This is a genomic window from Achromobacter sp. E1 (genome assembly GCF_037039475.1).
GTDB classification, from domain to species: Bacteria; Pseudomonadota; Gammaproteobacteria; order Burkholderiales; family Burkholderiaceae_B; genus Achromobacter; species Achromobacter mucicolens.
Genome location: NZ_CP146253.1, coordinates 5,148,413 through 5,174,858 on the forward strand (window position 1 = coordinate 5,148,413; position 26,446 = coordinate 5,174,858).

Below are 26,446 nucleotides of genomic sequence, written 5' to 3' on the forward strand. Positions count from 1 at the left end.
CTTCAGGTCGGTTGCTGGACGACGATGGAAGGAAACTTTCCGGCCATGTCGCGCGGAAGCGCCGCAACGCCCGCGGCCAGCTTTCGAGCGATCGCGCGGTACAGCGACGCAGCCTCGCTGCCGGCGTCGGACACCACCGTCGGCGTGCCGGCGTCGGTCTGCTCGCGAATCGCAAGCGTCAGCGGCAGGCTGCCCAGCCACGGCGTCTGATACTGCTCAGCCATGCGCTGGCCGCCGCCCTCACCGAAGATGTGCTCGGCGTGGCCGCACTGCGAGCAGATGTGAATGGCCATGTTCTCGACCACGCCCAGAATCGGCACTTCGACCTTCTGGAACATCTTCAGGCCCTTGCGCGCGTCCAGCAGCGCCACGTCCTGGGGCGTGGTGACGATGACCGCGCCCACGACCGGCACCTTCTGCGCCAGCGTCAGGGCCACGTCGCCCGTGCCGGGCGGCATGTCGACGATCAGGTAATCCAGGTCGCGCCAGTTGGTCTGTCGCAGCAGTTGCTCCAGCGCCTGCGTGACCATCGGACCACGCCAGATGGCGGGGGAATCGGCGTCGATCAGGAAACCGATGGAGTTGGCCTGCAGGCCGTGACCGGTCAGCGGCTCCATGCTCTTGTTGTCCAGGCTTTCGGGACGCCCGGAGATGCCCAGCATGGTCGGCACGCTGGGGCCGTAGATATCGGCGTCCAGCAGGCCGACTTTTGCGCCCTCGGCCGCCAGGGCCAGGGCCAGGTTCACGGCGGTGGTGCTCTTGCCCACGCCGCCCTTGCCGGAAGCGACCGCAATAATGTTGCGCACATTGGGCAGCGGCTTCAGACCCTTCTGCACCGCGTGGGCGGCAACCTTCCAGGTGACGGTGACCTGCGCATCGGGCGCGCCGGCTTGCGCCAGCGCGCGCACGGCGATGTCGCGGACCTGTTCGCGGACGGCGTCGGCGGGATATCCCAGCTCGAGCGTCAACGCGACACGGCCGCCAGCCAATTGAATGTCACGATCTTTTACAGAAACGCCCAAATCCAAACCGGTATTCGGGTCTTGCGCGGCGCGCAGTGCGGCGCGGATGTTTTCTATCGTTATACTCATGTCACTATGGTTCCGTAGGCAGCGCGGCGTCTGCGGGCCGCCATCCCCTAAAGGATAGCGGATACACGGGAACCTTTCGCTGCGTTTTGCATCCGACATTCATGACCAACACACTTATCCGCTTCTTTCGTGCCGTCCTATTCGCCGCCCTGGCCTTGATCGGCATGGCGATGGCGCTGGTGTTCATGCTTTCCACGGCATTCGCCGTGGCGATCCTTTATGTGGTCGCCAAGGTGCGCGGCAAGCCCTTCGGCGTTCGCGCCTATTGGAGCCAGCGCCAAGGCGCCCGCCCTGGACCCTTCCAGTCCGCCACCGCTCCGTTCGCCACGCAACCGCGTGGCGACGTGATCGACGTCGAGGCCCGCGAAATCCGCTGACGGCGGTTTTCCACTGGCTTGCGCGTCGTTCCGCGCAAGCTGGCCGTTTCGTGTTGCGCAAGGTCGCACCAGACGCCACGGCCACTCTTCCCTCAACCCGCCTGATTCGCATCGATGCGATGGGCGGGTTGTGTGCTTTCCGGGGCCGGCTTCGGGCAGGCCTGCGCGCTTGCCCTAAAATGGCCGCCAAATCCCTTTTCCCCTCAACCTCAGTCGACAACCATGTCTCGCACCCTCTTTGTCACCACTGCGCTGCCCTACGCCAACGGATCCTTCCACATCGGCCACATCATGGAGTACATCCAGGCCGATATCTGGGTTCGTTCGATGCGAATGGCGGGCCACACGGTGCATTTTGTGGGCGCGGACGATGCGCACGGCGCGCCGATCATGCTGAAGGCCGAAAAGGAAGGCATCACGCCGCAGGCGCTGGTTGCGCGCTACGCGGCCGAGCGCCCGCAGTATCTGAACGGCTTTCACATCCGCTTTGACCACTGGCACTCGACCGACTCGGCGGAAAACGTTGCGCTGTCGCAGGACATCTACCGCGCCCTGAAAGCGCAGGATCTGATCGAAACGCGCTCCATCGAGCAGTTCTACGATCCGGTCAAGGGCATGTTCCTGGCCGACCGCTACATCAAGGGCGAATGCCCCAAGTGCCACGCGAAAGACCAGTACGGCGACTCCTGCGAGGTCTGCGGCGCGGTCTACGCGCCCACCGACCTGATCAACCCGTACTCGGCGCTGACGGGCGCCACGCCCGTCCTGAAGTCGTCCGACCATTTCTTCTTCAAGCTGTCCGACCCGCGCTGCGTCGAATTCCTGCAGCAGTGGACCACGGGCGCGAACCGCCACGGCGGCAAGCATCTGCAGCCCGAAATGCTGGCGAAGACGCGCGAGTGGCTGGGTGGCGAAGACGGCGAGGCCAAGCTGGGCGACTGGGACATTTCCCGCGATGCGCCCTATTTCGGCATCGAAATCCCCGACGCGCCGGGCAAGTATTTCTATGTCTGGCTGGACGCGCCGGTGGGCTACCTGGCGTCGCTCAAGTCGTATTGCGCGGTCAAGGGCATGGACTTCGACGCCCTGCTCGACCCCAACGGCGACACCGAACAGGTTCACTTCATCGGCAAGGACATCGTGTACTTCCACGCGCTGTTCTGGCCCGCCATGCTGAAGTTCGCCGGCCGCAAGACGCCGGACGCCGTCAACGTGCACGGCTTCATCACCGTCAGCGGCGAAAAGATGTCCAAGAGCCGCGGCACCGGCATTTCGCCGCTGCGCTACCTGGAACTCGGCATGAATGCCGAATGGATGCGCTACTACATCGCCGCCAAGCTGAACGCGCGCGTCGAAGACGTGGACTTCAATCCCGAGGACTTCATCGCGCGGGTGAACAGCGACCTGGTCGGCAAGTACGTCAACATCGCCAGCCGCGCCGCCAGCTTCATCACCAAGCACTTTGACGGCGTGCTGGGTTACTCGGGCGACACGGCCGCGCTGTCCGCCGAATACGCCGAGCACGCCGAGTCGATCCGCGCCGCGTTCGAGGCCCGCGAATACAACCGCGCCATCCGCGAGATCATGGCCTACGCCGACCGCATCAACCAGGCGTTCGACACGGCGCAGCCGTGGGTGCTGGCCAAGGGTCTGGCCACGGCCGAAGACGCGCAGAAGGCCGCGCTGCAGGACATCTGCTCGCGCTCGCTGGCCGGCTTCAAGGCCCTGTCGGTGATGCTGGCCCCGGTGCTGCCCCAGCTCGCCGAACGCGTTGCGCTGGAATTGTTTGGCGCGCAGGCGCCGTTCACGTGGGCCGATGCCGCGGTGCTGCCGCAGCGCGTCGCGCCGTTCAAGCATCTGATGCAGCGTGTCGAGCCGCAGATGCTGGAAGACCTGTTCGAGCCGCCCGCCGCGCCCGTCGTGGTGCCCGGCGGCGAGGCGGTGGCCGAGACCATCTCCATCGACGACTTCGCGCGCGTCGACCTGCGCATCGCGCAGATCGTCAATTGCGAACACGTCGAAGGCTCGACCAAGTTGCTGCGCCTGACGCTGGACGTGGGCGAAGGCCGCCACCGCAACGTGTTCTCAGGCATCAAGTCGGCCTACAAGCCCGAAGACCTGATTGGCAAGCTGACCGTCATGGTCGCCAACCTGGCCCCGCGCAAGATGAAGTTCGGCGTGTCCGAAGGCATGGTGCTGGCTGCCAGCCATGCGGATGAAGCCGTGGACGCCGGCATTTACGTGCTGGAGCCGTTCCCCGGCGCCAAGCCCGGCATGCGCGTGCGGTAAGCGGCGCCCCCCATGCAAAGAGCCCGCAAACGCGGGCTCTTTTTCGTTGCAGCGCCGGATCGGATCAGGCGTTGCTGGGCGCCAGCGCCGGATCCAGCGAGATACGCTCGTCGAAAACGAAGCACTTGCCTTCGTAGCCGGGCCCGCCCGTTTCCTCGAAATACTTGAGAATGCCGCCGTCGAGCTGATAGACGTTTTCGATGCCAGCCTCGTTCATGAAGATCGCGGCCTTTTCGCAGCGGATGCCGCCCGTGCAGAAACTGACGACGGTCTTGCCCTCGAGCTGGGCGCGGTTCGCCTGCACCGCCGCAGGAAACTGCGTGAAGCGATCGATGCGCCAGTCGATGGCGTTCTTGAACGTGCCCTCGTCCACCTCGAAGGCGTTGCGCGTGTCCAGCATGACCACGGGACGGCCCTCGTCGTCCACGCCTGCCTCCAGCCAGCGCGCCAGCGTGTGGGCGTCGACACCGGGCGCGCGGCCCGCCGCCGGACGGATGGCGGGGTGGTTCATGCGGATGATCTCGCGCTTGATCTTGACCAGCAGCTTGCGGAACGGGATTTCGGTGCTGTGGCTGAACTTGACCTCCAGGTCCGCGAAGCGCGGATCGGCACGCAGACTCTGCAAAAAGGTGTCGATGCCGTTGGCCGCCCCCGCGAGGAACAGGTTGATGCCTTCCTCGGCCAGCAGGATCGTTCCCTTGAGCCCGGCGGCGGCTGCCTCGGCGAGCAAGCGTGCGCGAAGGTCGGGCAGGCTATCCAGCGAAACGAATTTGTAAGCGGCGATATTGACGACGGCAGTCATGGCAAAGCAGTGAAGATGGGCGATGAAGCCCGTAATAGTAATCGCTGGGCGGCGCACGCCTTCCCGGCCGCAGCACTCAAGGGCTGACGACCTGCTGCTCCACGACGGCGTCCAGCACCCAGCGCAGCGGCGACGCCCCGATCGGCGGATTCGGATCCTCGATTTCCACCACCCGCAGGCGATACCGCACCCCGGGCTGGAAGTTGAAACCGGTGATCTCGCCATGCCAGACCTGCCAGGGTTGCGATGCGCTGTCGCGGACCTGATAGCACAGGGCGCGGCCAGCGCCGGTCTCGCAAGGCACGCGCTCGGCGTTCACGTAGACCAGTTTGGCGGCGCCCAGCTGGCCACCCGCCACAGGATCCACGCGCCGTCCGAAATCCAGCGTGTCGCCGGTGCTCAGCTTCCACGTCATGCGCTGCGGGTTATTGGTGTTGTCGAACGACGTGGCGGTGATGCGCGTGAGCGCCGCCAGATACGCATGCTCGATCTGCATGACGCCAGGGGCGCAGACCATTCGGGTGGATACAGGATCGGCGCGCACGATCAACAGTCCGTTGGCGATGGTGTAGGGAGCGTTGTAGGTATTGCAGCCTGCAAAACCCATGAGGCGCGGCGAGCCCTGGTCATGGATGAACGCGGCCGAGATGGGGCGTTGCGATGCCGAGGGATGCGGCACGGGGCGCAGCGCGCCCCCCGGCAGCGTCCAGCGCGCCAGCTCCCAATTCGTCTGCACCAGAACGTCGGATGCCGAGGCCGGCTGGAACCGTGGATCCTGCCCATCGGCCGCGCGCATCGGCGGCGACGAGCAGGCCACGAGACTCGCGCACAGCAGGCCGGGCGCCAAGCGGCGCAGAAAAGTTGGGTTGCGCATGCAGGTTCTCGAATCGCGCCTGGGCGTCGGGTCAGGGTGTCGGCGGATCCTGGCGGCGCTCGAACTCCAGCACGTCGCCGCCACGCAGATTGAACGTCAGGTGGCGGGGCGCGCCACCGCTATCCAGCGTGAACGTGTCGATGGCGCGCAGCGCGCGCAGGTAATCGGCTTCCAGCTTCGCGCGCTCGGCGGGCACGCAGGCCATGCGCGTGGAGGCAGGCGCGTCGATGACGAGCTTGTTGCGCTCGAGCTTGTACGTGCCGGTGTAACGGTTGCAGCCGGAGAATCCGTTGACCTGGTATTGCTTGCCCTGCGCGAGAAAGGTCAGGCGAATGGGTTCGCCGTTGTCGCCGTGCGGAATGTCGCGCAGCGCGCCGCCGGGCTGTGCCCAACGGACCAGTTCCCAACTCGTCTGCGCCAGCGAATCCTTGCTGGTGGCGGCGCTGGCGGCTGCGGCGCCTTCAGGGCGCGCACCGCCGGTGCCGGCGCAACCGGCCAACGCCGCGGTAAGCAGCGCGAGGCAGAGCAATCTGCCGTGCGGGGACAGGATGGTGGGCATGGACGGGACTCCAATGGTTCGTACCGTCGTACTGTAACCGGCCTCGCCCAGAGACGCGATTTTCTCCGTCCGACAGCGGTATCCAAAAGATGCACGGTTGAGCCGGAGGTTCTAACGCTGATGATCTCCGGTTCTGCATCGAATGCCGCATGGCGGGGGGTCAGGCCGACGCGCAGAATCGATGACAGTTGATGACTCCGGCCTAAAAAGTAATACAGGGAAAGAGGAGCGGAGCCCGCGACGACCGCATGCGCAGTGTCCGGCCCATCGGGCCTGAGAACAATATCCACCGGGGAGATGCGCGATGGGCTTTTTGAGAACCTTACTGGCACTGTCAGTGGTGCTGGACCATCTGGGCGGCGGCTACGCCGACCAGTTGGTCGGCGGCAGGCTTGCCGTGCAGCTCTTTTATGTCATCTCCGGCTTTCTGATCTCGTACGTGCTGACGGCCACGGATCACTACCAGGGCGCCACCGGCAAATTCTACGCAAACCGCTTCCTGCGGCTTTTCCCCATCTACCTGTCGGTGGCGGCGTTGACGCTCACGGCCCACATCGTGAGCGGCGGCTCGTTCTTCCGCATCTACGAAGCCCTGCCCTTCAGCGCCGAAGTCTTCCTGTTCCTGTCGAACCTTTTCATCTTCGGCCAGGACTGGCTGATGTTCTTCGGCATCCGCGACTCGGCCCTGGCCTTTACGGGCAGCTTCGCAAACAGCGACGTGCCGCTGTACAAGGGCCTGCTGGTGCCGCAGGCCTGGACGCTGGGCGTCGAAATGAGTTTCTACCTGGTGGCCCCGTTCATCCTGCGTTCGCCGCGCAAGCTGCTGGCCTTGCTGGCGGCATCGCTCGCCCTGCGCGCCATCCTGATCTGGACCGGGGTCGGGCGTTCCGATCCCTGGACCTACCGGTTCTTCCCCACGGAGCTGGCGCTGTTCCTGATCGGCTCGCTGTCGCATCAGGTGGTGTTGCCGCGAATGAAGGCGTGGACACAACGCGTCAAGCGCCTGCCCGAGCTGGGCACGGGCATCCTGTTCCTTTACGTCGTGGCGCATTTCTCGATCGGGATCAATCCGACCGTGCGCGATGGGCTGGCTGTCCTGCTGTTTGCCGCGCTGCTGCCGCTGGCGTTCCTGTTCCAGTCGCGCCACCGGCTGGACAAGGCAATCGGCGAGTTGAGCTATCCGCTCTACATCTGTCACATGCTGGTGATCATGGCGTTCAGCTGGCTGATGCACGACGTGCAGGAACACCAGCCCATGCTGTTTGCGGCCATGTCGATCACGGGTTGCATCGGATTCTCGGCCGTCTTGAACTACCTGATCGCGGATCCGGTGGAGCGCCTGCGCAGCCGTCTACGTACCGATCCGGCGGGCGGCACCGCGCCCGCGGATGCCTCGCGGCGTCCGCAGGCGCCCGCGCAGCCGATAGGAACTATTCACCGCGTGCCTTGATGTAGGCGCTGAGCACCAGCTCGATCTGCCGCTTTTCCTGTTGGCTAAGGCGGGCGTAGGCCGAATACGAGATCGTCTCGAAAGGCCAGGCGGCAGGGTTGGGGGTCTCGGCGGTGGAACCCGCCGCAGTGTGCCCGTGCGGTGCGTCCACCATGGGGCCTTCGCCGGTACTTAGCCACAAGGGATTGACGCGCAACGCGCGCGTCAGCTTGATGAGCGCATCGCTGGAAGGCTGCTGGCGCTGCCCGCTTTCGTAGTTGCCGATGGCGCTTTGCGACAGGTTGCTTGCGACCGCCAAGTCTTTTTGAGTCCATCCCTGAAGCATTCTTGCGTTGCGCAGACGATGGCTAAACGTGTCCAATCGATCAACCCGAGACATTAATTGTTTGGTTTTATTTGATTAAAGCATTTCAGTTCCGCGGCCAAATAAACGGTTTAGGCCCCTATTTCCGGGCTAATCCATAAATCGCCGGGTGCCCCCCCTGGCCCCGCGTACAAGCTGCTGCGCACGCGCCCCTTCCGATGCAAGCCGCCCGTAAAAAATTCATATATTTCATCGGCTTGCAATACTTCACCCGCCATCGCGCCGCCCCTGGGAGCGAGCCCGCGACAAGCGCAGTGAGCAAAAAAGACGCATGAGTTTATGAGCGCAGCCGCTGACGGAAGAGAAAATAATGTATCGGTAATACATAATACTTTTCTGATGCAAATTGGGGATCAAACGCCGTTTCAATGGCTGCGGGCGGATTCCTCCCCGGACGAACTGTTACTGTCCGAAACCATAGAAACGTCTCTTCACAAAAAAACACGCCCGTGTTTAAATGAAACACAGGCGTGCCTCCCTTGAGGACTCGCGCCCACAACGGCCGGCAACGGCATGGCTTGAGCCAGGCGTCCGGCATTTTCCTGGCGCCCACGGCCTGCCCGCGCCGCCTCATTGGAAGCATCAATGAACAACACGCTGGATGTCATTTTTCTTGGCAGCGACGACGCCAGGCATGCCAGACTGGTCGAGTCCCTGTCCCATCTGGGATTCAACGTCCGCCGCTGCCCCGATCTGGTGGACGTCTACGACAGATTTTCCCGCCGGCCCAGCCCGCTGGTGGTCCTGGAAGCGCCGCTTCCGGATGTGCACAACGCCGCCGTGCGCCTGCGCGCGATCGACCGCAGCCTGGGCATCGTGGCCATCGCCCCATTCCTCGACGCCGAAAGCCGCATCCGCACGCTGTTGTGCGGGGCGGACGCGTGTCTGCCGCCGGATGTCACGGGCCTGGAACTCGCAGCCGTCCTGCAGGCGCTGGTGCGTCGCGCGGTCGGTTTGGATGGGCTGGAGACGGGCGCGGATCCGCACACGGCCGAAGAGGCGGCCCAGGAAGGCTGGCGGCTGGCGAACAAGGGGTGGACCCTCATCAGTCCCAAGGGCAGGACGCTGGGGCTGACGACGGGCGAACGCGACTTCCTGTCCAGACTGGTCAACGCGCCGGACCGCAAGGTCAGCCGCGACGCATTTCTTGCCGATGGGGCGGACGAAGCCGATAGCGGCATCACGCGCCGGCGCTTCGTGGATGTGATGATCAGCCGATTGCGGCGCAAGGCCGCGGCCAACCAGATGACGCTGCCGATCCGCGCGGTGCACGGATGGGGCTACATGTTTGCGGCCGACATCACGCTGGATCTGGAATATCGGGTCACGGCGCCGACCCCGCGCGCCGACGGTCGAGAGGCCTGGCGCAGCGAAGAAGCGGACGCGAACGCGTCCGTGTAACCGAAGCAGCGGACGCGCCACGCGTGGCTGCAAGGGTGGCCCGGCACAAACCGCCGGGCGAAAAAAACGCGGCGCTGCCCCCGAAGGGTAAGACGCCGCGCTAAAACAACACGTGAGCCCGGAGTCATCGGCCGGCACCGATGCCTTCTACCTGGATCACGCGATTCCAACATTCGTGCCTCATACTACTCACGCACGGTCCAACCGTGGCCCGCGCCGGGTCTCTAGTCCCTGCACTGGCTGCAACGTGATCAACGCCTGGCAATGCGTCCACCCTGACTGCTGGTAGGCTTTACTGCCATATCGGCGGTGTTCCTTCCGGATAGCCGCCTGATGAGGAAAGTTTATGACCTCGGACGCGTTTGCAGTAATTCTTTGTTGATAGTCTTCCATACCATATTGATATAGGAAGCTTGTGCCCTCGATGCCCCTGCCCCAGCCTCCCCTGCGCCATCGGCTCCGTAAGATACTGGCGTTCTTCCCGCCGAACTGGTGCCTCGCCTTCCTGGTGGCGCTGGACGGATACGCCTTCATGCACCCGGTGCTGCGCGAAGTCCGCGCACGCGAATATTCGTTCTGGCTTGCGCTGGACAACTGGCACGAGATCATGCGCGTGGTCGGGTTGCTGGAGATTCCGCGCCTGGTGCTTGGCGTGGGCCTGCAGGTGATTGCGCTGGGCCTGATCCTGAAAGCGCGCATTGCGTGGGCGTTTTCGCTGGTGCTGCTGATCGGCATCGGCACCTTCGCCATCCTGGGCGATGGCGGCCGCGCGGGACTGGGCATCTATACCTTGGTGCTGGTGATCGCGCTGGTGGCCTACTGGCGCCGTTTCGACCGCGCCAGCGTGACGGCCGGGTCGCTCTTCGCCCTGGTGAGCGTGCTGTCGCTGATGATCTACGCCGTGTTCGGCACGCTATACCTGGGCAACGAATTCAACCCGCCCATCCTGGATGCCGGCACCGCGCTCTACTTTTCGATCGTCTCGATGTCCACGGTGGGTTACGGCGACATCACGCCGCACAGCGGCACGGCGCGGCTGTTCACTGCGTCGATTATCATCCTCGGCATCACCGTCTTCGCAACCTCCGTCAGCGCGATCGCCGGCCCGGTGATCGGCGGCAACCTGAAACGGCTCGTCAAAGGCAGGTTTTCCTCGGCCATGAGAAAGAACCACATCATCATCGCCGGCGCCACGCCCCTCGCGTTGAGCGTCTACCAGGGCCTGCGCAGCCGCAACGAAGACGTCACCGTCATCGTCCCGACCGGCGTGGCGCACGACTACCCGGCCGCCACCGACCTGATCGAAGGCGATCCCTCGAGCGTGGACGTGCTGCACGTGGCGGGCGTGGCGCGGGCGCGCTATGTGCTGGCGCTGCGCGACGACGACGCCGAGAATGCGTTCATCGTGCTGGCCGCCAAGGAAGCAACCGGCGCGGACGGCGCCAAGACCGTGGCGCTGGTCAACACCAGCAAGCACCTCGAAAAGATCCGCCGGGTGCAGCCCGACCTGGTGTTCTCGGTGCAACTGCTGGGCGCGGAATTGCTGACCCGCGCGATCAACGGCGAGCCCATGGACAGCCAGGCCATCACCGACCTGTTCTTCGCCAAGCCTTCAACCGACGCCAAGCCCGCTTGAACGCAGCTGCGGCTCGCCCAACGGCGCGTGCCGCGCATACCACGCCACGAATTGATCCGACGGCATGGGCCGCGCAAACAGGTAACCCTGGATGAACGCCACGCCGCGGCCGCTGAGATAGCGGAACTGCAGGTCGGTTTCGACGCCTTCGGCCAGCACCGCCAGACCCAGCCGGTGCGCGAGTGTGATGATGACGTCCAGCACCGGCGCGTCTTCGCCCGTGGGTTCGATGGCATGCACGAACCCCTTGTCGATCTTCAGGTAATCCACCGGAAACCGCTGCAGATACGACAGCGAACAATGGCCGGTGCCGAAATCGTCGATGGCCACGCGCACGCCCTGCGCTCGCAAGGCCTCGATATTGCGCCGGGCCTGCCCGTCGTCGGTGACCAGACTGCGTTCGGTGATCTCCAGCACCAGGGTCGGTGCACGCTGGGCGATGTTGGCGGCAAAGCGCTCGATGTCGGCGGTGAATTCGGGGCAGGACAAATGCGCGGCGGCAATGTTCACGCCCACATGAAAGCCGGGCGGCGTGTCCCAGTCGCGCATGTCCCGCTCGATCAGCGCGAACAGATGGCGCGTCAGCGGGACGATCATGCCATTGGTTTCGGCGGCGGCGATGAAGACGTCGGGCCGCACGCCGCCCACGCCCGGCCGCTCCCAGCGCAACAAGGCCTCGACCCCGCTGCACTGGCCCACCGCATGGCCGTATACCGGCTGGTAATGCACCCGGAATTCGTCGGCAACGATGGCGCGGCGCAATTGCTCCTTGAAGGACTGGCGGTTGACCTGCTGGCGAAACGCCGCCACGGCCAGGCCGAGGCCAAGCAGCGCCGCGGCGGGCAGGTAGGTCATCAGCAGTTGCTGCCACGCCTGCACGACCGCTTCGGCCGGCGCGCTGACACTGAGGGTGACCGGCGCGCGGCCGTCGGGGTTTGTCGTCTCGGTGTAGATCACTTCGCGGGGCGCGCCCGCTGCCCCCTTGAGATCGTTGTGGATGGGCACCCCGCCCTCTCCCACTTGCACGTCGATCTGGTAATCGCGCAGATTGGATAGCGCGTTCAGCAGATCCTGCACGTACCGGCCGTCGACCACCACGACCGCGCTGTGGCCTTCGACCCCGGGCCGGCCCAACAGCACGGCAGGACGTTCCGGCGCCAGCGGAGTTCCGGCCACCGTGATGAGCCAGCGGTCCGGGGACCCGCCCACCGACCATCTGCGAAACTCCGATACCGCATAATCGACCTTGCCGACCGCCGACGAGCAATACATGCGCTCGCCGCGCACCAGCACCAGGGACCGGACATATGGGTTCAGCGACCCCCAGCGTTGCAGATCGGGCAGTGCCTCGTCGCAGGACAGGGCGGTCAGCGGCGCCACGCGGTCCAGAAGTTCCCAGGACTGCGTCAGTATGAGTTGCGTCTGGACTTGAACGATGCGCGCGGCCGACTCGGCGTCATGGCGCTGTTCTTTCTGGGCATGCCACCAGGTCCAGGCCACGCAGGCGATCACGGGCAGCACCAGCGCCAGGGCCACGGGCAGATAACGCCACGACGGTACGCGTTCCATCAGGCCTGGTGTCGGCAAGGGGTCTCCGCGGCAGTAAAGGGGCCATTAGTGCGGGTGCATCGATGCGATGGGACACCATGCGCGGCGCGGCGTCAAGAACTGCGTGCTGCCCGCCGCTGCCGGGCCGCCGGGGCCAATAATTCGACAATCATCGCCACGTGGGCCTCGCGGCGCGCCGCGAGGCCAAGCTCGTCGTCCGGTCCAAGCAGCGCGGCCATGACCACCGTGTGCACCACCGGCGCCAGCAGCAGCCAGGGTTCGCGCAGCGCAACGCTGTCGCGGCACAGCCCCCGCCGGCGGGCCAGCGCCAGCAGACGGCCCAGGTCGGCAAGATGCGCCTCGGCGGTTTCGTGGCGCCAGCGCGCCGCCAGATGCGGCACCCTGCCGCTTTCGGCAAGCAGCAGCCGCAGCGTGCTGATCATGGCGGGATTGGCGAGGCTTTCATGCAGATGATCGGCAATGCGCTCGGCCAAGGCCTGCACCGAGGCGGCGCTGTCGACAATGGCCGGGATATCGAGGGGCGCGGGCGCGAGGTGGCGTTCGAGCAGCGCCTCGAAGATGGCTTCCTTGCTTGCGAAATGCGCGTACAGCCCGCCCTTGGACACGCCGGCGCGCAACGCGATGTCGTCCATGCGCGTGCCCGAGTAGCCCGCTCGCGAGAATTCCCGCAGCGCGGCGTCCAGGATCTGGCCGATCCGTACCGGCGGCGGCAGGCGAGTGCGTGGCCTGTCCATGTCTGATTGCTCCAGGGTCACGATGCGCCCATTACATACCGACCAGTCAGTCGCTAAATTGATTCGCGTCAAGGAATTTTGCGGCCGGATGGGCACAATAGGCACACGCCCTGGCGCCGGAACCGTCCCTGCCGCACGGCCAAAAGCCTGCCGCGCGCGAGACGCTTCCGCCCCCCGAGCCGGAGACCCGCCGCATGACAGCAACCGCGTTTTCCGCTTCGATACCTCCTCGTCTGGCCGCCGCCGCCCTGACGCTGCTGATGGCCGCCGGCTGCACCTCGCTCGCGCCCGAATACCAACGCCCTGCCTTGCCGGTGCCGCAGGCATATCCCCGCGACAGCCAGCCGCCAGCCGGACAGCTGGACGCCGCCCTGCCCGCGGCGGCGCCCGCGTCCATCGCCGCGCCCGCCGCCGCCCGCATCGCCTGGCAGTCCTACTTTCCCGACCCCGCGCTGCAAGGCCTGATCGCCACCGCGCTGGAAAACAGCCGCGACCTGCGCGCGGCGTTGCTGCGGGTCGAGGAAGCGCGGGCGCTGTACGGCATCCAACGGTCCGACCAGTTCCCCACCGTGGGCGTGCAGGCGCAAGGCTCGCGGGCGCGCGTGCCGGGCGACCTGAATGTGACGGGCCAGCCGCAGGTGTCCAGCCAGTATCAGGTCGGCCTGGGCATGGCGACCTGGGAACTGGATTTCTGGGGACGGGTGCGCAGCCTCAGCGATGCGGCGCTGGAAAACTATCTATCGACGCAGGCGGCGGCGCAGGCGGCCACGCTGAGCCTCATCGCCCAGGTGGCGGACGGCTACCTGCGGTTGCGCGAACTGGACGAACGCCTGGAGCTCACCCGCGAGACCATCGACTCGCGCGCGGAATCGCTGCGCATCTTCCGCCGCCGCTTCGAGGAAGGCGCCATCTCGAAGCTGGACCTGACGCAGGTCGAGACGCTGTGGCAGCAGGCCAAGGCATTGGGCACGGAACTGGAACGTTCGCGCGCCGCACAGGCGCACACCCTGGAATTGCTGGTGGGTGCGCCGCTGGATCTGCCCGCCGGTCCGGCGCGGCTCAATGACGAGGCCGTGATGCGCGATCTGCCGGCGGGGCTGCCGTCCGACCTGCTGACCGACCGGCCCGACATCCTGGCCGCGGAGCATCGGCTCAAGGCCGCCAACGCCAACATCGGCGCGGCCCGCGCCGCCTTTCTGCCCAGCATCACGCTGACCGGGGCCTTCGGCACCGCCAGCGCCGAACTGGACGGACTGTTCGCGGGGGGAAGCCGCGCCTGGAATTTCGCGCCCAGCATCAACCTGCCGATCTTCGATGCCGGCCGCCGGCAGTCCACGCTGGACCTGACCGAAGCGCGCCGGGATTTGGCCATCGCCAGCTACGAACAGACCATACAAAGCGCATTCAGGGACGTGTCCGACGCGCTGGCATCGCGCCGCTGGCTGGCCGAACAGGTGGACGTGCTGCGCGCCACCGTGGCGGCGCAGGCCGAGCGGACCCGCCTGGCGCAGTTGCGCTACGACCATGGCGCCTCTCCGTACCTGGAAGTGCTCGACGCCAAACGGGATCTGCTGGCCGCGCAGCAGCAGCTGGTGGAAACGCGCCGCGCGCTCCTGTCCAGCCGCATCGGCCTGTATGCCGCGCTGGGCGGCGGGGCGCTGGCGCTTGAAGCGCCTGACGCCGGCACGGCCCAACGCTGACGGGCCCGACGCTGAAAAGCCCAAAGATCAAGGACACGCCGACATGCCTCTACCCAAACGAAAACTGGTCTTCCTGATTGCCCTCGTGGTTGCCGCAGCCGCCGGCTACTACGGCTGGCGCATGTTGGCGGACACCGGGCCGGGGCCTGGCTTTGTCAGCGGCAACGGCCGGATCGAAGCCACCGAGATCGACGTGGCCACCAAGCTGGCGGGCCGCGTGCAGGAAGTGCTGGTCACGGAGGGCGACTTCGTCGCGGCTGGCCAGCCGCTGGCGCGCATGCAGATCGACACGCTGCAGGCGCAGCGCGAGGAAGCGCGGGCGCAGCATCAGCAGGCGGTCAATGGCGCGGCCAGCGCGGCGGCGCAGGTGGCGCAGCGCGAGAGCGACAAACGGGCCGCCGAAGCCGTCGTGGTGCAGCGCGAAAGCGAGCTGGACGCGGCGCGCCGGCGCCTCGCACGTTCGCAGACGCTGTCCAAGGAGGGCGCCTCGTCGATCCAGGAACTGGACGACGACCGCGCCCGCGTGCGCAGCATGCAGGCCGCGGTGAACGCCGCCCGCGCGCAGGTCACGGCAGCCGCCGCAGCCATCGACGCGGCCCGGGCCGCGCAGGTCGGCGCCCAATCGGCCATTGCGGCTGCGCAGGCCACGGTGTCGCGCATCGACGCCGACATCGCCGACAGCGAGCTACGGGCCCCTCGCGCCGGCCGCGTGCAATACCGCGTGGCGCAGCCGGGCGAGGTCCTGGGCGCGGGCGGCAAGGTACTCAACATGGTCGACCTGGCCGACGTCTACATGACGTTCTTCCTGCCCGAGCAGGCGGCGGGCCGCGTCGCGCTGGGCCAGGACGTTCGCATCATCCTGGATGCCGCGCCGGAATACGTCATCCCCGCCACGGTGTCGTTCGTGGCCAGCACCGCGCAATTCACGCCCAAGACAGTCGAAACCGCCAGCGAACGCCAGAAGCTGATGTTCCGCGTCAAGGCGCAGATCAGCCCCGACCTGCTGCGCCGCCACCTGACGCAGGTCAAGACCGGGCTGCCCGGCGTGGCGTGGCTGAAACTGGACCCGGATGCCCAATGGCCCGGCTATCTTGACGTCAAGGTGCCCTGATGTCCCCGGCCGTCCCGCCCGTCGCCTCGCTGTCCGATGTCGGCCTGCGCTATGGCAAGACCCAGGCGCTGGACGGCATTACGCTGGATATTCCCGCCGGACGCATGGTGGGACTGATCGGCCCGGATGGCGTGGGCAAGTCCAGCCTGCTCGCGCTGGTGGCGGGCGCGCGGGCCGTGCAGCAGGGCAAGGTCATGGTGCTGGGCGGCGACATGGCCAGCCGTAGGCACCGCGAGGCCGTCTGCCCGCGCATCGCCTACATGCCGCAGGGCTTGGGCAAGAATCTCTACCCCACCTTGTCCGTGGAAGAGAACCTGCAGTTCTTTGGCCGCCTGTTCGGCCATGACGCGGCCGAGCGCCGCCGCCGCATCGACAGCCTGACCCGCAGCACCGGCCTGTCGGCCTTCCTGTCCCGGCCCGCGGGCAAGCTGTCCGGGGGCATGAAGCAGAAGCTGGGGCTGTGCTGCGCGCTGATCCATGATCCGGACCTGCTCATCCTGGACGAGCCCACTACAGGCGTGGACCCGCTGGCGCGCGCGCAGTTCTGGGATCTGATCAACGAGATTCGCGCGCAGCGGCGCGGCATGAGCGTCATCGTGGCGACCGCCTACATGGACGAGGCGCAGCGTTTCGATTGGCTGATCGCCATGGACGCCGGCCGCGTGCTGGCCACCGGCACGCCCGCCGAATTGCAGGACCGCACCGGCGCGCAGACGCTGGAAGCGGCCTTCATTGCGCTGCTGCCCGAGCAAAAGCGGCGCGGCCACAAACCCGTCGAGATCGTGCCGCTGGCCCTGGACGAGGATGCCGGCATCGCCATCGAGGCGCGCGACCTGACCATGCGCTTTGGCGACTTCGTGGCCGTGGACCACGTCAACTTCCGCATCCGGCGCGGCGAGATCTTCGGGTTCCTGGGCTCGAACGGCTGCGGCAAGTCGACCACCATGAAGATGCTGACGGGCCTCTTGCCCGCCAGCGAAGGCCAGGCCTTCTTATTCGGAGAGGAGGTCGATCCACGCAACATCGACACGCGCCGGCGCGTGGGCTACATGTCGCAGGCCTTTTCACTGTACGGCGAACTGACCGTGCGGCAGAACCTGGTGCTGCACGCGCGGCTATTCCACGTGCCGGAGGCCGACATCCCCGCGCGCGTCCAGGAGATGGTCACGCGCTTCGGGCTGGACCGCGTGCTGGACGCGCTGCCGCAGAACCTGCCCATGGGCGTGCGCCAGCGGCTTTCGCTTGCCGTGGCGATGGTACACAAGCCCGAGCTGCTCATCCTGGACGAGCCTACGTCGGGGGTGGATCCGGTCGCGCGCGACGGATTCTGGAACCTGCTGATCGAACTGGCCCGCAAGGATCACGTCACGATCTTCATCTCCACGCACTTCATGAACGAGGCCCAGCGATGCGACCGCATTTCGCTGATGCACGCGGGCAAGGTGCTGGTAAGCGCCGCGCCCGACGAAATCATTCGCTTGCGCGGCGCAAGCTCGCTGGAAGCCGCCTTCATTGCCTACCTGATCGATGCTGGCGCCGGCACTGCGGCCGACACGGGCGCGGCGCCGCCCATCGAGGACGCCGCCCCGCCCGCCCCGCCGGCCCGGCGCGGGTTCAGCCTGCATCGCGCGTTCAGCTACATGTGGCGCGAATCGCTGGAACTGCAGCGCGACCCCGTGCGCGCCACGCTGGCGCTGCTGGGCTCGCTCTTGCTGATGTTCGTGATGGGCTACGGCATCAGCCTGGACGTCGAGGACCTGCGCTATGCGGTCATGGACCGCGACCAGACGGGCCTGAGCCAGAACTACAGCCTGAATCTGTCGGGGTCCCGCTACTTCATCGAACATCCGCCCATTGCCGATTACGCGGACCTGGACGCGCGCATGCGCAGCGGCGAGCTGTCGCTGGCCATCGAGATTCCGCAAGGCTTCGCGCGCGACATTGAGCGCGGCAAGCCCGCGCAGATCGGCGTCTGGATCGACGGGGCCATGCCGCAACGGGCCGAGACCATCCGCGGCTATGTGCTGGGCATGCACCAGGGCTGGCTGGCGCAGCAGGCGCGCGAGCGGCTGGGCGCCAGCGCGCAGCTTCCCGTCAGCGTGGAGACGCGGTTTCGCTACAACCCCGATGTGCGCAGCCTGCCCGCCATGGTGCCTGCCGTCATTCCGCTGCTGCTGCTGATGATGCCGGCCATGCTGACGGCGCTGGCCGTGGTGCGCGAAAAGGAATTGGGCTCGATCACCAATCTTTATGTCACGCCGGTGACGCGGCTGGAATTCCTGCTGGGCAAACAGGCGCCGTACGTCGCGCTGGCGATGCTGAACTTCCTGCTGATGGCCCTGCTTGCCGTGACGCTTTTCGGCGTGCCCATCAAGGGCAGCTTTGGCACGCTATTGCTCGCCGCGCTGATCTACAACGTGGTGGCCACCGCGATTGGCCTGTTGGCCTCCACGTTCACGCGCAGCCAGATCGCCGCGCTGTTCTTCACGATGATCGGCACCCTGGTTCCGGCCGTGCAGTTTGCCGGGCTGCTCAATCCGGTGTCGTCGCTGGAGGGCGCGGGCCGGCTGATCGGACAGGTCTATCCCGCCACCCACATGCTCATCATCAGCCGCGGCGTGTTCAGCAAGGCGCTGGGGCTGCATGACCTTTACGCCTCGTTCTGGCCGCTGCTGATCTCCATTCCCATCATCCTGGGCGCGTCGGCGCTGCTGTTGAAAAAGCAGGAGACCTGACATGCGGCACCTGGCGAACATCTACCGCCTTGGCGTGAAAGAGCTCTGGAGCCTGGCGCGCGACCCGATGATGCTGGTTCTGATCGTCGTGTCGTTCACGTTGATGATCTACACGGCGGCCACCGCCGTGCCCGAAACGCTGCACAACGCGCCCATCGCCGTCGTGGACGAAGACCAGTCGCCGCTGTCCGCGCGCATCGTCTCGGCCTTCTATCCGCCGCATTTCACGCCGCCGCAGCTTGTGACCCCGGCTCAGGCGGACGCCAACATGGACGCAGGCCGCCAAACGTTTACCGTCAACATCCCGCCCAACTTCCAGCGCGACGTGTTGGCCGGCCGGCCGGCGCAGATCCAGCTGAATGTCGACGCCACCCGGATGAGCCAGGCGTTCACGGGCAGCAGCTACATCCAGCAAATCATCACCGACGAGATCAACGAATTCGTCAGGCGCTATCGCGCGCCCACCGAGCTGCCCGTCGAACTGGCGGTGCGCATGCGATTCAACCCGAACCTCACCCAGTCGTGGTTCGGCGCGCTGATGGAGATCATCAATAACGTCACGATGCTGTCCATCATCCTGACCGGCGCCGCGTTGATACGCGAGCGCGAACACGGGACCATCGAGCACCTGCTGGTCATGCCCGTCACGCCCACCGAAATCATGGTCGCGAAGGTCTGGTCGATGGGGCTGGTCGTACTGGCGTCCGCTGGGCTATCGTTGACGTTCGTGGTGCGGGGCCTGCTGCACGTGCCGATCGAAGGATCGGTCGCGCTGTTTCTGGCCGGCGTGGCGCTGCACCTGTTCGCCACGACCTCGATGGGCATTTTCATGGCTACGCTTGCACGCAGCATGCCGCAATTCGGCATGCTGCTCGTACTAGTGCTTTTGCCCCTGCAGATGCTGTCCGGGGGCACCACGCCGCGCGAAAGCATGCCGGCGTTCGTGCAGAACATCATGTTGGCCGCCCCCACGACGCATTTCGTGGAACTGGGCCAAGCCATCCTCTATCGCGGCGCGGGCATCAGCGTCGTATGGCAACCCTTCCTGGCGCTGGCGCTGATCGGCGCCGTCCTGTTTGCGTTATCCCTGGCGCGTTTTCGCAAGACCCTCAGCCAGATGGCATGAGGCCCGTGTGTATTCGTTTCCCCTTACCACTTTCATAAAAGGACGGATGATGAAGAAAGCAAATGCCTCCCTGCCCGACGGCCTGACCGGCGCCAACGTCGCCTTCTGCCAGCGCCTGGCCCAGCTTGCGCAGGAAAGCCAGCAGCGCTGGCTCGAAATGGGCCAGCGGCTGGCCAGCGACAGCTCCGGCCAGTATCTCGCCGCCTTTTCCCCCATGCCCCCCACCGCCAACTGGCAGGACGCCATGCCCGCCATGGGCGAACTCGCGCGCAAGCGCTGGCAGACCCAGCTGGAAGCCAGCCAGGCCCTCACCCACGCAGCGCTGCAGGAGCAGGCCACCTTGGCGGCCGGCGTGGGCGAAGCGATGTGCGAATGGTTCAAGCAGGCCAACGGCGCGGCTGCCGACAATTCACCGCTCGCGCAGATGTGGTCCGTGATGACCAAGCAGATGGCGGCCGCCTGCGCCGCCATGCAGGACGCCAACCAGCAAGGAGGCCGCCATGACCTCTAAGCGCACCGCGCTCATCACGGGCGGGACCGGCTGCCTGGGCCGCGCCATCGCCGTGGCGCTGCACGATGCGGGCCACGACGTCATCGTCACCTACCATTCCAGCGAGGCCGCCACGCGCGACTGGATCAAGGAAGAGGCGGCGAAAGGCCGAACCTTTTCCTCGTACAAGGTGGACGTGGCGGACTTCGACGCCTGCCAGGCGCTGGCCCGCCGGCTCGAAGAGGACGGCCGCCAGATCGACATTCTGGTGAACAACGCGGGCATCACGCGCGACGCGAGCCTGCGCAAGATGAGCGCGCAGGATTGGGCGGACGTCATGCACAGCAACCTGGATTCCATGTTCAACATGACCCAGCCGCTGTGCGGTCCGATGGCGGATCGGGGCTGGGGCCGCATCGTCAACATCTCGTCGGTCAACGGCAGCAAGGGCGCGTTCGGACAGACCAACTACGCTGCGTCGAAGGCTGGCATTCATGGGTTCACGAAGTCGCTGGCGCTGGAAATGGCCCGCAAGGGCGTCACGGTGAACACGGTGTCGCCCGGCTATCTGGCCACGCGGATGGTGCAGGCCGTGCCGCCGGAAGTCATGCAGGAAAAGATCCTGCCGCAGATCCCGGTGGGGCGGCTGGGCGAACCCGATGAAATTGCCGCGCTCGTCGTGTTTATCTGCAGCGATGCGGCCGGTTTCATGACGGGCAGCAACGTGGCCATGAATGGCGGCCAGCATATGTATTGATGCGGCCGTTCTTTCAGCGTCCCGGCGCCTTGCGCTGCGCCTGCATCTGCGCCCGCAACGAGGTCGCGTCCGGCCGCATGGGCAGCGCCAGCCGGCCCTGGCGGTCGATGGCGCCCCATTCTCCGCCCGTCACGACGCTGTGTTCGCCGTCGCGCGTGCGCTCGATACGGCAGCCCTTGCAGACCGCGGCCAAACCGCCTTCGAAGCGGTCGACCCAATCGTAGGGCGTGGCCAGCACGCGGTTGAGCTGCTTGTCGTAGTAGGCCATGCCGCCGGCCCAAGGACCGCGGGTGAGGCCTTCCTCGAAGTCGTCGGCGCTGTTGTCGAACGTGACCACGGCCACGGCGTGTCCGTCGGGCCGCACCCAGTGCCACGAGCCGTTGGCCGTGGCGGGCGACAGGCCATCGTCGCCGAAATCCATCCGCGCCAGCACGGCAGGCCGGAACTCGACGCTGTCCTTCGTGGCGCGGGCGCAGTGCTCGACGTGTTCCAGCGACCCTTGCGCCTGCCTGTCCGCAAAGAAGCACGCGAGGTCGTATTCAACGGCGTGGCCCGGGGTGAGAGCCAGCGAGGTGAGCAGGGCGGCGATCAGCATGCGGGGCATCCTAGCACGGCGCCCGCGTGCCGATCGGCATGCTCATCGTCCAGAAGGAAGCGGCCCGCGGGGACCGCCCTGCCGGTCAGTTGGCCGTGGCGCCCGAATCCTTGACCGCCTTGGCCCAGGCCGCCATCTCGGTCTGGATGAATTTGCCGAATTCCGCCGTGTTCACGCCGGAGGCGCGCGCGCCCTCTTCCAGCAAACGTTGCTTGACCTCGGGCGCCGCCAGCGCGCCGGTCAGCGCCTGGTTCAGCCGCGCCACCACGACGTCCGGCGTGCCGGCCGGCGCGACGATGCCGTGCCAGGACACCGCTTGGAAGCCGGGCAAGCCGGACTCGGCCATCGTCGGCACGTCGGGCATCGCGGACGAGCGCTCGGGCGAGGTCACGGCCAGGGCGCGCAGCGATCCTGCCTTCACGTGCGGCAACACGCCCGGAATGGTGGTGAACATGAAATCGATCTGGCCGCCGATGAGATCGGTGATGGCGGGGCTGCCGCCCTTGTAGGGCACGTGCGTGAACTGGAGCTTGGCTTCGCTCTTGAACATCTCGCCGGCTAGATGCCCCGGCGTGCCGGCGCCTGCCGAGCCCATGTTGGTCTTGTCGCCTTGCGACTGGATGAAGGCAATGAGTTCCTGCACGTTGCCGGCCTTGACGTTGGGACCGACGACCAGCACGTTGGGCACGGTGGCCAGCAGCGTGACGGGCGTGAAGTCCTTGACCGCGTCGTAGGAAATGCGCGAGTAGAGCGACGGGTTGATGCCGTGCGTGCTGGCGGTGGCCAGCAGCAGCGTGTAGCCGTCCGGCGCGGACGAGGCCACCTGCTTGGCGGCGATGGTGCCGTTGGCGCCGCCCTTGTTGTCGATCACGATGGTCTGGCCCAGCGTCTTGGCGGCTTCGGCAGCGACGGTGCGCGCCAGAATGTCGGACGTGCCGCCGGCCGAATGGGGCACGACCAGCGTGATCGGCTTGGCGGGATAGGTTTGCGCCATCGCCGCAGGCAGGGCGGGCGTCAGACAGGCGGCCAGCGCGCAGCGCGCCAGCAAACGAGTGCGGAACATTGATGTCTCCAGGGTTGTGGCCGGCTGCGGCGCCTCGTGCGGGCGCCGTCAGGCTGGCGATAAGGCCGGTCCGGTCAGTCCGAACCGAGCTGCAGCTTGTTGGGCTGGCGTTTCTCGATGGACCACTTCAAGAGCGCGGCCGAGCGGTAGATGCCATGCGCGAACTTGCCGTAGGGCAAGGTCAGAAACAGCGCCATCACGACGCCCAGGTGGATCGCCAGCAGCAGCGCCATTGCGCTGCCGTCGCGGCCGGCCAAGAGCGCCAGGCCCGTCGCGCTGGTCAGGAACAGCAGCACGATGAAGCCACGGTCCATCGGCTTTTGCGCCGCGTCGCCCTGCAGCGGATGGCGCTTGACGTTCAGCCACAGCAACCCGGCCGGCCCGATCAGAAGGCCAATGCCGCCCGCGGTGCCCAGCAGCACGGGCGCGCTCAGAATCGGATACGGCGCCTGCTGGCCCAGCAGATAGTGGTACAGCGTGGCGACACAGGTGGCCGCAAAGCACAGCATGAAACCGTAGAACGTGAAATGGTGGAACCGCCGGCGCCACAGCGTGAAGGCATCGTCGGCGTTGTTGCAGCCCTTGCCGTGGCCGCCGTCCAGATAGCGCAGCCGCAGCGCGTCGTGCGCCGCCTCGGCCACCGCTGCGCCGGAGGCCGCCCCCGGGCTGACGTTGCGCCAGAAGCGGGTCACCCCCACCGCCAGCGCCAGCATCGAAAAGCCGAACACCACGCCGAACATCAGCGCCAGCGTGTTGTGCGGAAAGACGGCGTAGAAGTTGCCGGCCATCGGTTCATGGAAAAGACCGCCCGCCATCACCACCGCCAGCACCAGGAACAGCGCCAGACCTGCGGCCGTGGCCAGCGACAGCGCCAGGCCATTGCGCTTGTACAGCGTGCCCAGCGCGGCGGGCCACGCGTAATCGGTGTACGTCTGCATCCGCACCTTGGCCATGGCCTGCGGCACGTTGACGGCGAATTCGTGCGGCGGCGCGTACTGGCACGCGTGCAGACAGGCGCCGCAGTTGTGGCACAGGTTGGCCAGGTAGTTCAGGTCGGCCTTGCCGAATTCCAGGCGGCGGGTCATGGCGGGAAACACCGCGCAGAAACCTTCGCAGTAGCGGCAGGCGTTGCAGATCTGCATGACGCGCGCCACTTCGGTTTCGTCGCCGGTCAGCGTTTCGGTCAGCGGCTTGGCGCCCCGGGCATGAAAGCGCACCGGCTGCTCGGCCGGGGCCGCGGGCTGGGCAGGCGTTGAACCCGTCTGACTGCTGGAAAAGGACTGCGCCTCGCGGGCCAGGGCTTCAAGCTGCTTCATGATGTGCTCCCGCATGTTTCTGGCTGAGCGCCGCCGCCGCGGCGCGGGTGCCGGCAATGCGGCCAAATGCCGTGCCGATGGACATGCCCACCCCGGCGGTATAGCCCTTGCCCAGCACGTTGCCGGCCATCATTTCGCCGGCGACAAAGAGGTTGCCGCTGGGCGTGTCGTTGAACCGGACCGCGGCGGTGTCGTCCACCTTCAGGCCCAGGTACGTAAAGGTGATGCCGGGACGCAGCGCATAGCCGTAGAACGGCGCGGTGTCGATTGGGCGCGCCCAGTGCGTCTTGGCGGGCGTCACGCCTTCGGTATGGCAGTCGTCCAGTGCCGTGTGGTCGAACTTGCCCACGCGGCAGGCGGCGTTGTAGTCGCCGATGGTCTTGGCGAAGGTGGCCGGATCCAGGCCCAGCTTTTCGGCCAGTTCGGGCAGCGTGTCGGCCTTCACGCCCGGGAACACGGGCGGCATGAAGCGGCCGATTGCCTTGGCGTCAATGATGGAATAGGCGATCTGGCCGGGCTGCATGGCGGTCAGGCGGCCCCAGATCGCGTAGCGCTTGGGCCAGAAGTCCTCGCCTTCGTCGTAGAAGCGCTCGGCGTCGCGGTTGACGACCACGCCCAACGACACGCAATCGATGCGCGTGCAGATGCCGCCGTCGTACAGCGGCGCGCGGGCATCGATGGCCACGCAGTGCGATTGCGAGGGGTCGCCGATGCCGTCCGCGCCGGCGTCCAGCATGAACTTGAGCAACACGCCCATGTTGAAGCGCGTGCCGCGGATCAGGAAGTTGTCGGCCGGCCACTCGCCGCGCGCGTTCTGGCCCCACGCCTCGCGCAGCCATTCGCGGTTGGACTCGAAGCCGCCCGCGGCCAGCACACAGGCGCGGGCCTCGATGCGTTCGGCGCCGATGCGCGCGGCCACGAAACGGCCGTTGTCCAGCTCCAGCGAATCGACCGGCGCGTTGTAGCGGACCTGTACGCCCAGCGCTTCGGCGCTGCGGTAATAGGCGTTGACCAGCGCCTTGCCGCCGCCCATGAAGAACGCATTGGTGCGGGCCACGTGCAGCGCGCCCGACAGCGGCGGCTGGAAGTTCACGCCGTGACGGCGCATCCAGTCGCGGCAGGTGGAGGATTCGCGGATGACCAGCCGAGCCAGGTGTTCGTTGGTCTGCCCGCCCGTCACCTTGAGCAGGTCCTGCCAGTATTCTTCTTCGGGATACGCGTCGATCAGCACGTCCTGCGGCGCATCGTGCATGCAGCGCAGGTTGCGCGTGTGCTGCGAGTTTCCGCCCCGCCATTCCTTTGGCGCCGCTTCCAGCAGCAGCACGCTGGCGCCGGCTTCGCGCGCCATCAGGGCCGCGCACAGCGCCGCATTGCCCCCACCAATCACCAAGACGTCAACCATGCCATCTTCCCCAGTTCAAGGGGCAGACTCTACGCAGGGGCGCGCCGCTGCGATATCAGGCGGGCGTCAACGGGTGTTCACGATTCGTGAAGAGTCACCACCGCCCACTTGCCCTCCCGCGCCAGGGTGCGGGAGACATCGGCCATGACCAGGCGGGCGGCCAGCGCCGCGGGCGACAGTTCCTCGTCGGACAGGCTGGCCAGCAGGTTCGAACGAAACAGGTGGGCATCGTCGATGCGCGCCATCTGCAACTGGCCGGGCGCGATGCGCGCGGTGGCCGAGCTGGGCTGGATCGTGGCCGCGCCGCCCTGCCGCACCACGTCCATGAGCAGCGACAGGCCGTCGACCTCGGCCACCACCCGGGGCGTGTGCCCCAGTTGCTGGAACGCGTTGTTGACCAACGCCCGCAGGCCGTGGCGGCCGCTGGGCAGCACCAGCGGCAGGTCGGCAATTGCCTCCAGCCGCGTCGTGTCACCAAACGGCACGCCGGGCATGTCGGGCCGGGCGAACAGGAACAGGGGTTCGTCCAGCAGCGGCATCACGCTCCAGCGGCGCGCGGATTCGGCGTGGAACACGATGGCCAGGTCCAGCAGGCGGCCGTTGAGCATGTCGGTCAGATGCCCCGACAACGCTTCGACCAGGTGCAGCCGGATATCGGGGTAGCGTTCGTTCATGGCCTGCAGGAACGGCGCCCCCAGCACGGCGGCCGTGGTGGACGGCAGGCCGACGCTGACGTGGCCCGCCAGCCGCGCCTGCTGGGCCGCCTGGACGGCGTCGTCGGCGTGGCGCAGGGCCAGTTGCGCCTGCCGGAAGAACGCCAGCCCCGCGTCCGTGGGCACGACGCCGCTGGCGCTGCGCTGCAAGAGGCGCGTGGACAGCTCGCCTTCAAGGCGGCTGATCTGCTGGCTGAGCGCCGAGGTGACCATGCCGATCGACATGGCCGCCCGGCCGATGCTGCCTGCCTCGACCACCCGCACAAAGTAACGAAGCTGGCGCAGTTCCATG

Annotated in this window: 23 protein-coding genes; 11 read left to right on the forward strand and 12 right to left on the reverse strand. The window is 66.6% G+C overall.

Annotation, left to right across the window (positions count from 1 at the left end):
* Positions 1-2: 2 nt before the first annotated feature.
* Positions 3-1,091, reverse strand: a complete 1,089-nt coding sequence (apbC, locus tag V6V88_RS23805; protein ID WP_142053129.1) for an iron-sulfur cluster carrier protein ApbC — start codon at positions 1,089-1,091, stop codon at positions 3-5.
* 101 nt (positions 1,092-1,192) lie between these two features.
* Between apbC and V6V88_RS23810 the strand changes: the two genes are divergently transcribed.
* Together V6V88_RS23810 and metG are read left to right on the forward strand one after the other, a co-directional pair.
* Entirely contained in the window at positions 1,193-1,468 is a 276-nt protein-coding gene (locus V6V88_RS23810) for a hypothetical protein (RefSeq protein ID WP_056325207.1), read from the forward strand.
* Positions 1,469-1,690: 222 nt separating this feature from the next.
* On the forward strand, positions 1,691-3,757 hold the full coding sequence (gene metG, locus V6V88_RS23815; RefSeq protein ID WP_338616648.1) for a methionine--tRNA ligase: 2,067 nt from the start codon (positions 1,691-1,693) through the stop codon (positions 3,755-3,757).
* A gap of 64 nt (positions 3,758-3,821) precedes the next feature.
* On the opposite strand, the gene V6V88_RS23820 is transcribed toward metG, so the two are convergent.
* The 3 genes from V6V88_RS23820 to V6V88_RS23830 form a co-directional block, all read right to left on the reverse strand.
* Positions 3,822-4,559 (reverse strand): sulfurtransferase, encoded by a 738-nt coding sequence (locus tag V6V88_RS23820; protein ID WP_338616651.1) that lies wholly within the window; start codon positions 4,557-4,559, stop codon positions 3,822-3,824.
* Positions 4,560-4,635: 76 nt separating this feature from the next.
* Complete coding sequence (locus V6V88_RS23825) at positions 4,636-5,355, reverse strand: META and DUF4377 domain-containing protein (protein ID WP_254595328.1); 720 nt, start codon at positions 5,353-5,355, stop codon at positions 4,636-4,638.
* Between the two features lie 109 nt (positions 5,356-5,464).
* A complete protein-coding gene (locus V6V88_RS23830) occupies positions 5,465-5,992 on the reverse strand; it encodes an META domain-containing protein (RefSeq protein WP_056325197.1) in 528 nt (175 codons plus the stop codon).
* Positions 5,993-6,296: 304 nt separating this feature from the next.
* On the opposite strand from V6V88_RS23830, the gene V6V88_RS23835 reads away from it, so the two are divergent.
* Positions 6,297-7,442, forward strand: a complete 1,146-nt coding sequence (locus V6V88_RS23835) for an acyltransferase (protein WP_056325194.1) — start codon at positions 6,297-6,299, stop codon at positions 7,440-7,442.
* On the opposite strand, the gene V6V88_RS23840 is transcribed toward V6V88_RS23835, so the two are convergent.
* Positions 7,423-7,767, reverse strand: coding sequence for a helix-turn-helix domain-containing protein (locus V6V88_RS23840; RefSeq protein ID WP_338616655.1), 345 nt, complete (start codon positions 7,765-7,767; stop codon positions 7,423-7,425). The genes V6V88_RS23835 and V6V88_RS23840 overlap by 20 nt on opposite strands.
* Before the next feature lie 624 nt (positions 7,768-8,391).
* On the opposite strand from V6V88_RS23840, the gene V6V88_RS23845 reads away from it, so the two are divergent.
* Entirely contained in the window at positions 8,392-9,207 is an 816-nt protein-coding gene (locus V6V88_RS23845) for a winged helix-turn-helix domain-containing protein (RefSeq protein ID WP_338616658.1), read from the forward strand.
* A gap of 424 nt (positions 9,208-9,631) precedes the next feature.
* Positions 9,632-10,843: a voltage-gated potassium channel protein gene (gene kch, locus V6V88_RS23850; RefSeq protein ID WP_062839962.1), complete on the forward strand. Its 1,212-nt coding sequence runs from the start codon at positions 9,632-9,634 to the stop codon at positions 10,841-10,843.
* On the opposite strand, the gene V6V88_RS23855 is transcribed toward kch, so the two are convergent.
* Together V6V88_RS23855 and V6V88_RS23860 are read right to left on the reverse strand one after the other, a co-directional pair.
* Positions 10,820-12,412 (reverse strand): EAL domain-containing protein, encoded by a 1,593-nt coding sequence (locus tag V6V88_RS23855; protein ID WP_062839961.1) that lies wholly within the window; start codon positions 12,410-12,412, stop codon positions 10,820-10,822. The genes kch and V6V88_RS23855 overlap by 24 nt on opposite strands.
* Before the next feature lie 92 nt (positions 12,413-12,504).
* Positions 12,505-13,146, reverse strand: a complete 642-nt coding sequence (locus tag V6V88_RS23860) for a TetR/AcrR family transcriptional regulator (RefSeq protein ID WP_175234665.1) — start codon at positions 13,144-13,146, stop codon at positions 12,505-12,507.
* Positions 13,147-13,340: 194 nt separating this feature from the next.
* On the opposite strand from V6V88_RS23860, the gene V6V88_RS23865 reads away from it, so the two are divergent.
* Genes V6V88_RS23865 through phbB form a run of 6 tightly spaced genes read left to right on the forward strand, consistent with a single transcriptional unit; the run spans position 13,341 to position 21,065 of the window.
* Positions 13,341-14,846: an efflux transporter outer membrane subunit gene (locus tag V6V88_RS23865; protein WP_338616662.1), complete on the forward strand. Its 1,506-nt coding sequence runs from the start codon at positions 13,341-13,343 to the stop codon at positions 14,844-14,846.
* 43 nt (positions 14,847-14,889) lie between these two features.
* Entirely contained in the window at positions 14,890-15,957 is a 1,068-nt protein-coding gene (locus tag V6V88_RS23870) for an HlyD family efflux transporter periplasmic adaptor subunit (RefSeq protein ID WP_280001005.1), read from the forward strand.
* The gene (gene rbbA / locus V6V88_RS23875) at positions 15,957-18,692 is read left to right on the forward strand and encodes a ribosome-associated ATPase/putative transporter RbbA (protein WP_338616665.1); all 2,736 of its coding nucleotides are present in this window, start codon (positions 15,957-15,959) and stop codon (positions 18,690-18,692) included. Before V6V88_RS23870 ends, rbbA begins: the two co-directional genes overlap by 1 nt.
* Before the next feature lies 1 nt (position 18,693).
* Positions 18,694-19,818: an ABC transporter permease gene (locus V6V88_RS23880; protein WP_056325177.1), complete on the forward strand. Its 1,125-nt coding sequence runs from the start codon at positions 18,694-18,696 to the stop codon at positions 19,816-19,818.
* Positions 19,819-19,867: 49 nt separating this feature from the next.
* The gene (locus V6V88_RS23885) at positions 19,868-20,329 is read left to right on the forward strand and encodes a hypothetical protein (RefSeq protein ID WP_313690691.1); all 462 of its coding nucleotides are present in this window, start codon (positions 19,868-19,870) and stop codon (positions 20,327-20,329) included.
* A complete protein-coding gene (phbB, locus tag V6V88_RS23890) occupies positions 20,319-21,065 on the forward strand; it encodes an acetoacetyl-CoA reductase (RefSeq protein WP_062839956.1) in 747 nt (248 codons plus the stop codon). The genes V6V88_RS23885 and phbB overlap by 11 nt, the downstream gene beginning before the upstream one ends.
* Before the next feature lie 13 nt (positions 21,066-21,078).
* Here phbB and V6V88_RS23895 read toward each other — a convergent pair whose 3' ends face one another.
* The 5 genes from V6V88_RS23895 to V6V88_RS23915 all read right to left on the reverse strand — a co-directional run bounded on the left by V6V88_RS23895 (position 21,079) and on the right by V6V88_RS23915 (position 26,445).
* Complete coding sequence (locus tag V6V88_RS23895) at positions 21,079-21,660, reverse strand: WG repeat-containing protein (protein ID WP_338616667.1); 582 nt, start codon at positions 21,658-21,660, stop codon at positions 21,079-21,081.
* Positions 21,661-21,745: 85 nt separating this feature from the next.
* Positions 21,746-22,723 (reverse strand): tripartite tricarboxylate transporter substrate binding protein, encoded by a 978-nt coding sequence (locus V6V88_RS23900; protein WP_338616668.1) that lies wholly within the window; start codon positions 22,721-22,723, stop codon positions 21,746-21,748.
* Between the two features lie 74 nt (positions 22,724-22,797).
* Positions 22,798-24,039 (reverse strand): tricarballylate utilization 4Fe-4S protein TcuB, encoded by a 1,242-nt coding sequence (gene tcuB, locus V6V88_RS23905; protein WP_063956789.1) that lies wholly within the window; start codon positions 24,037-24,039, stop codon positions 22,798-22,800.
* Positions 24,026-25,441, reverse strand: a complete 1,416-nt coding sequence (gene tcuA, locus V6V88_RS23910; protein WP_338616671.1) for an FAD-dependent tricarballylate dehydrogenase TcuA — start codon at positions 25,439-25,441, stop codon at positions 24,026-24,028. Before tcuA ends, tcuB begins: the two co-directional genes overlap by 14 nt.
* Positions 25,442-25,518: 77 nt before the next feature.
* Positions 25,519-26,445 (reverse strand): LysR substrate-binding domain-containing protein, encoded by a 927-nt coding sequence (locus V6V88_RS23915; protein WP_056325157.1) that lies wholly within the window; start codon positions 26,443-26,445, stop codon positions 25,519-25,521.
* Position 26,446 lies beyond the last annotated feature (1 nt).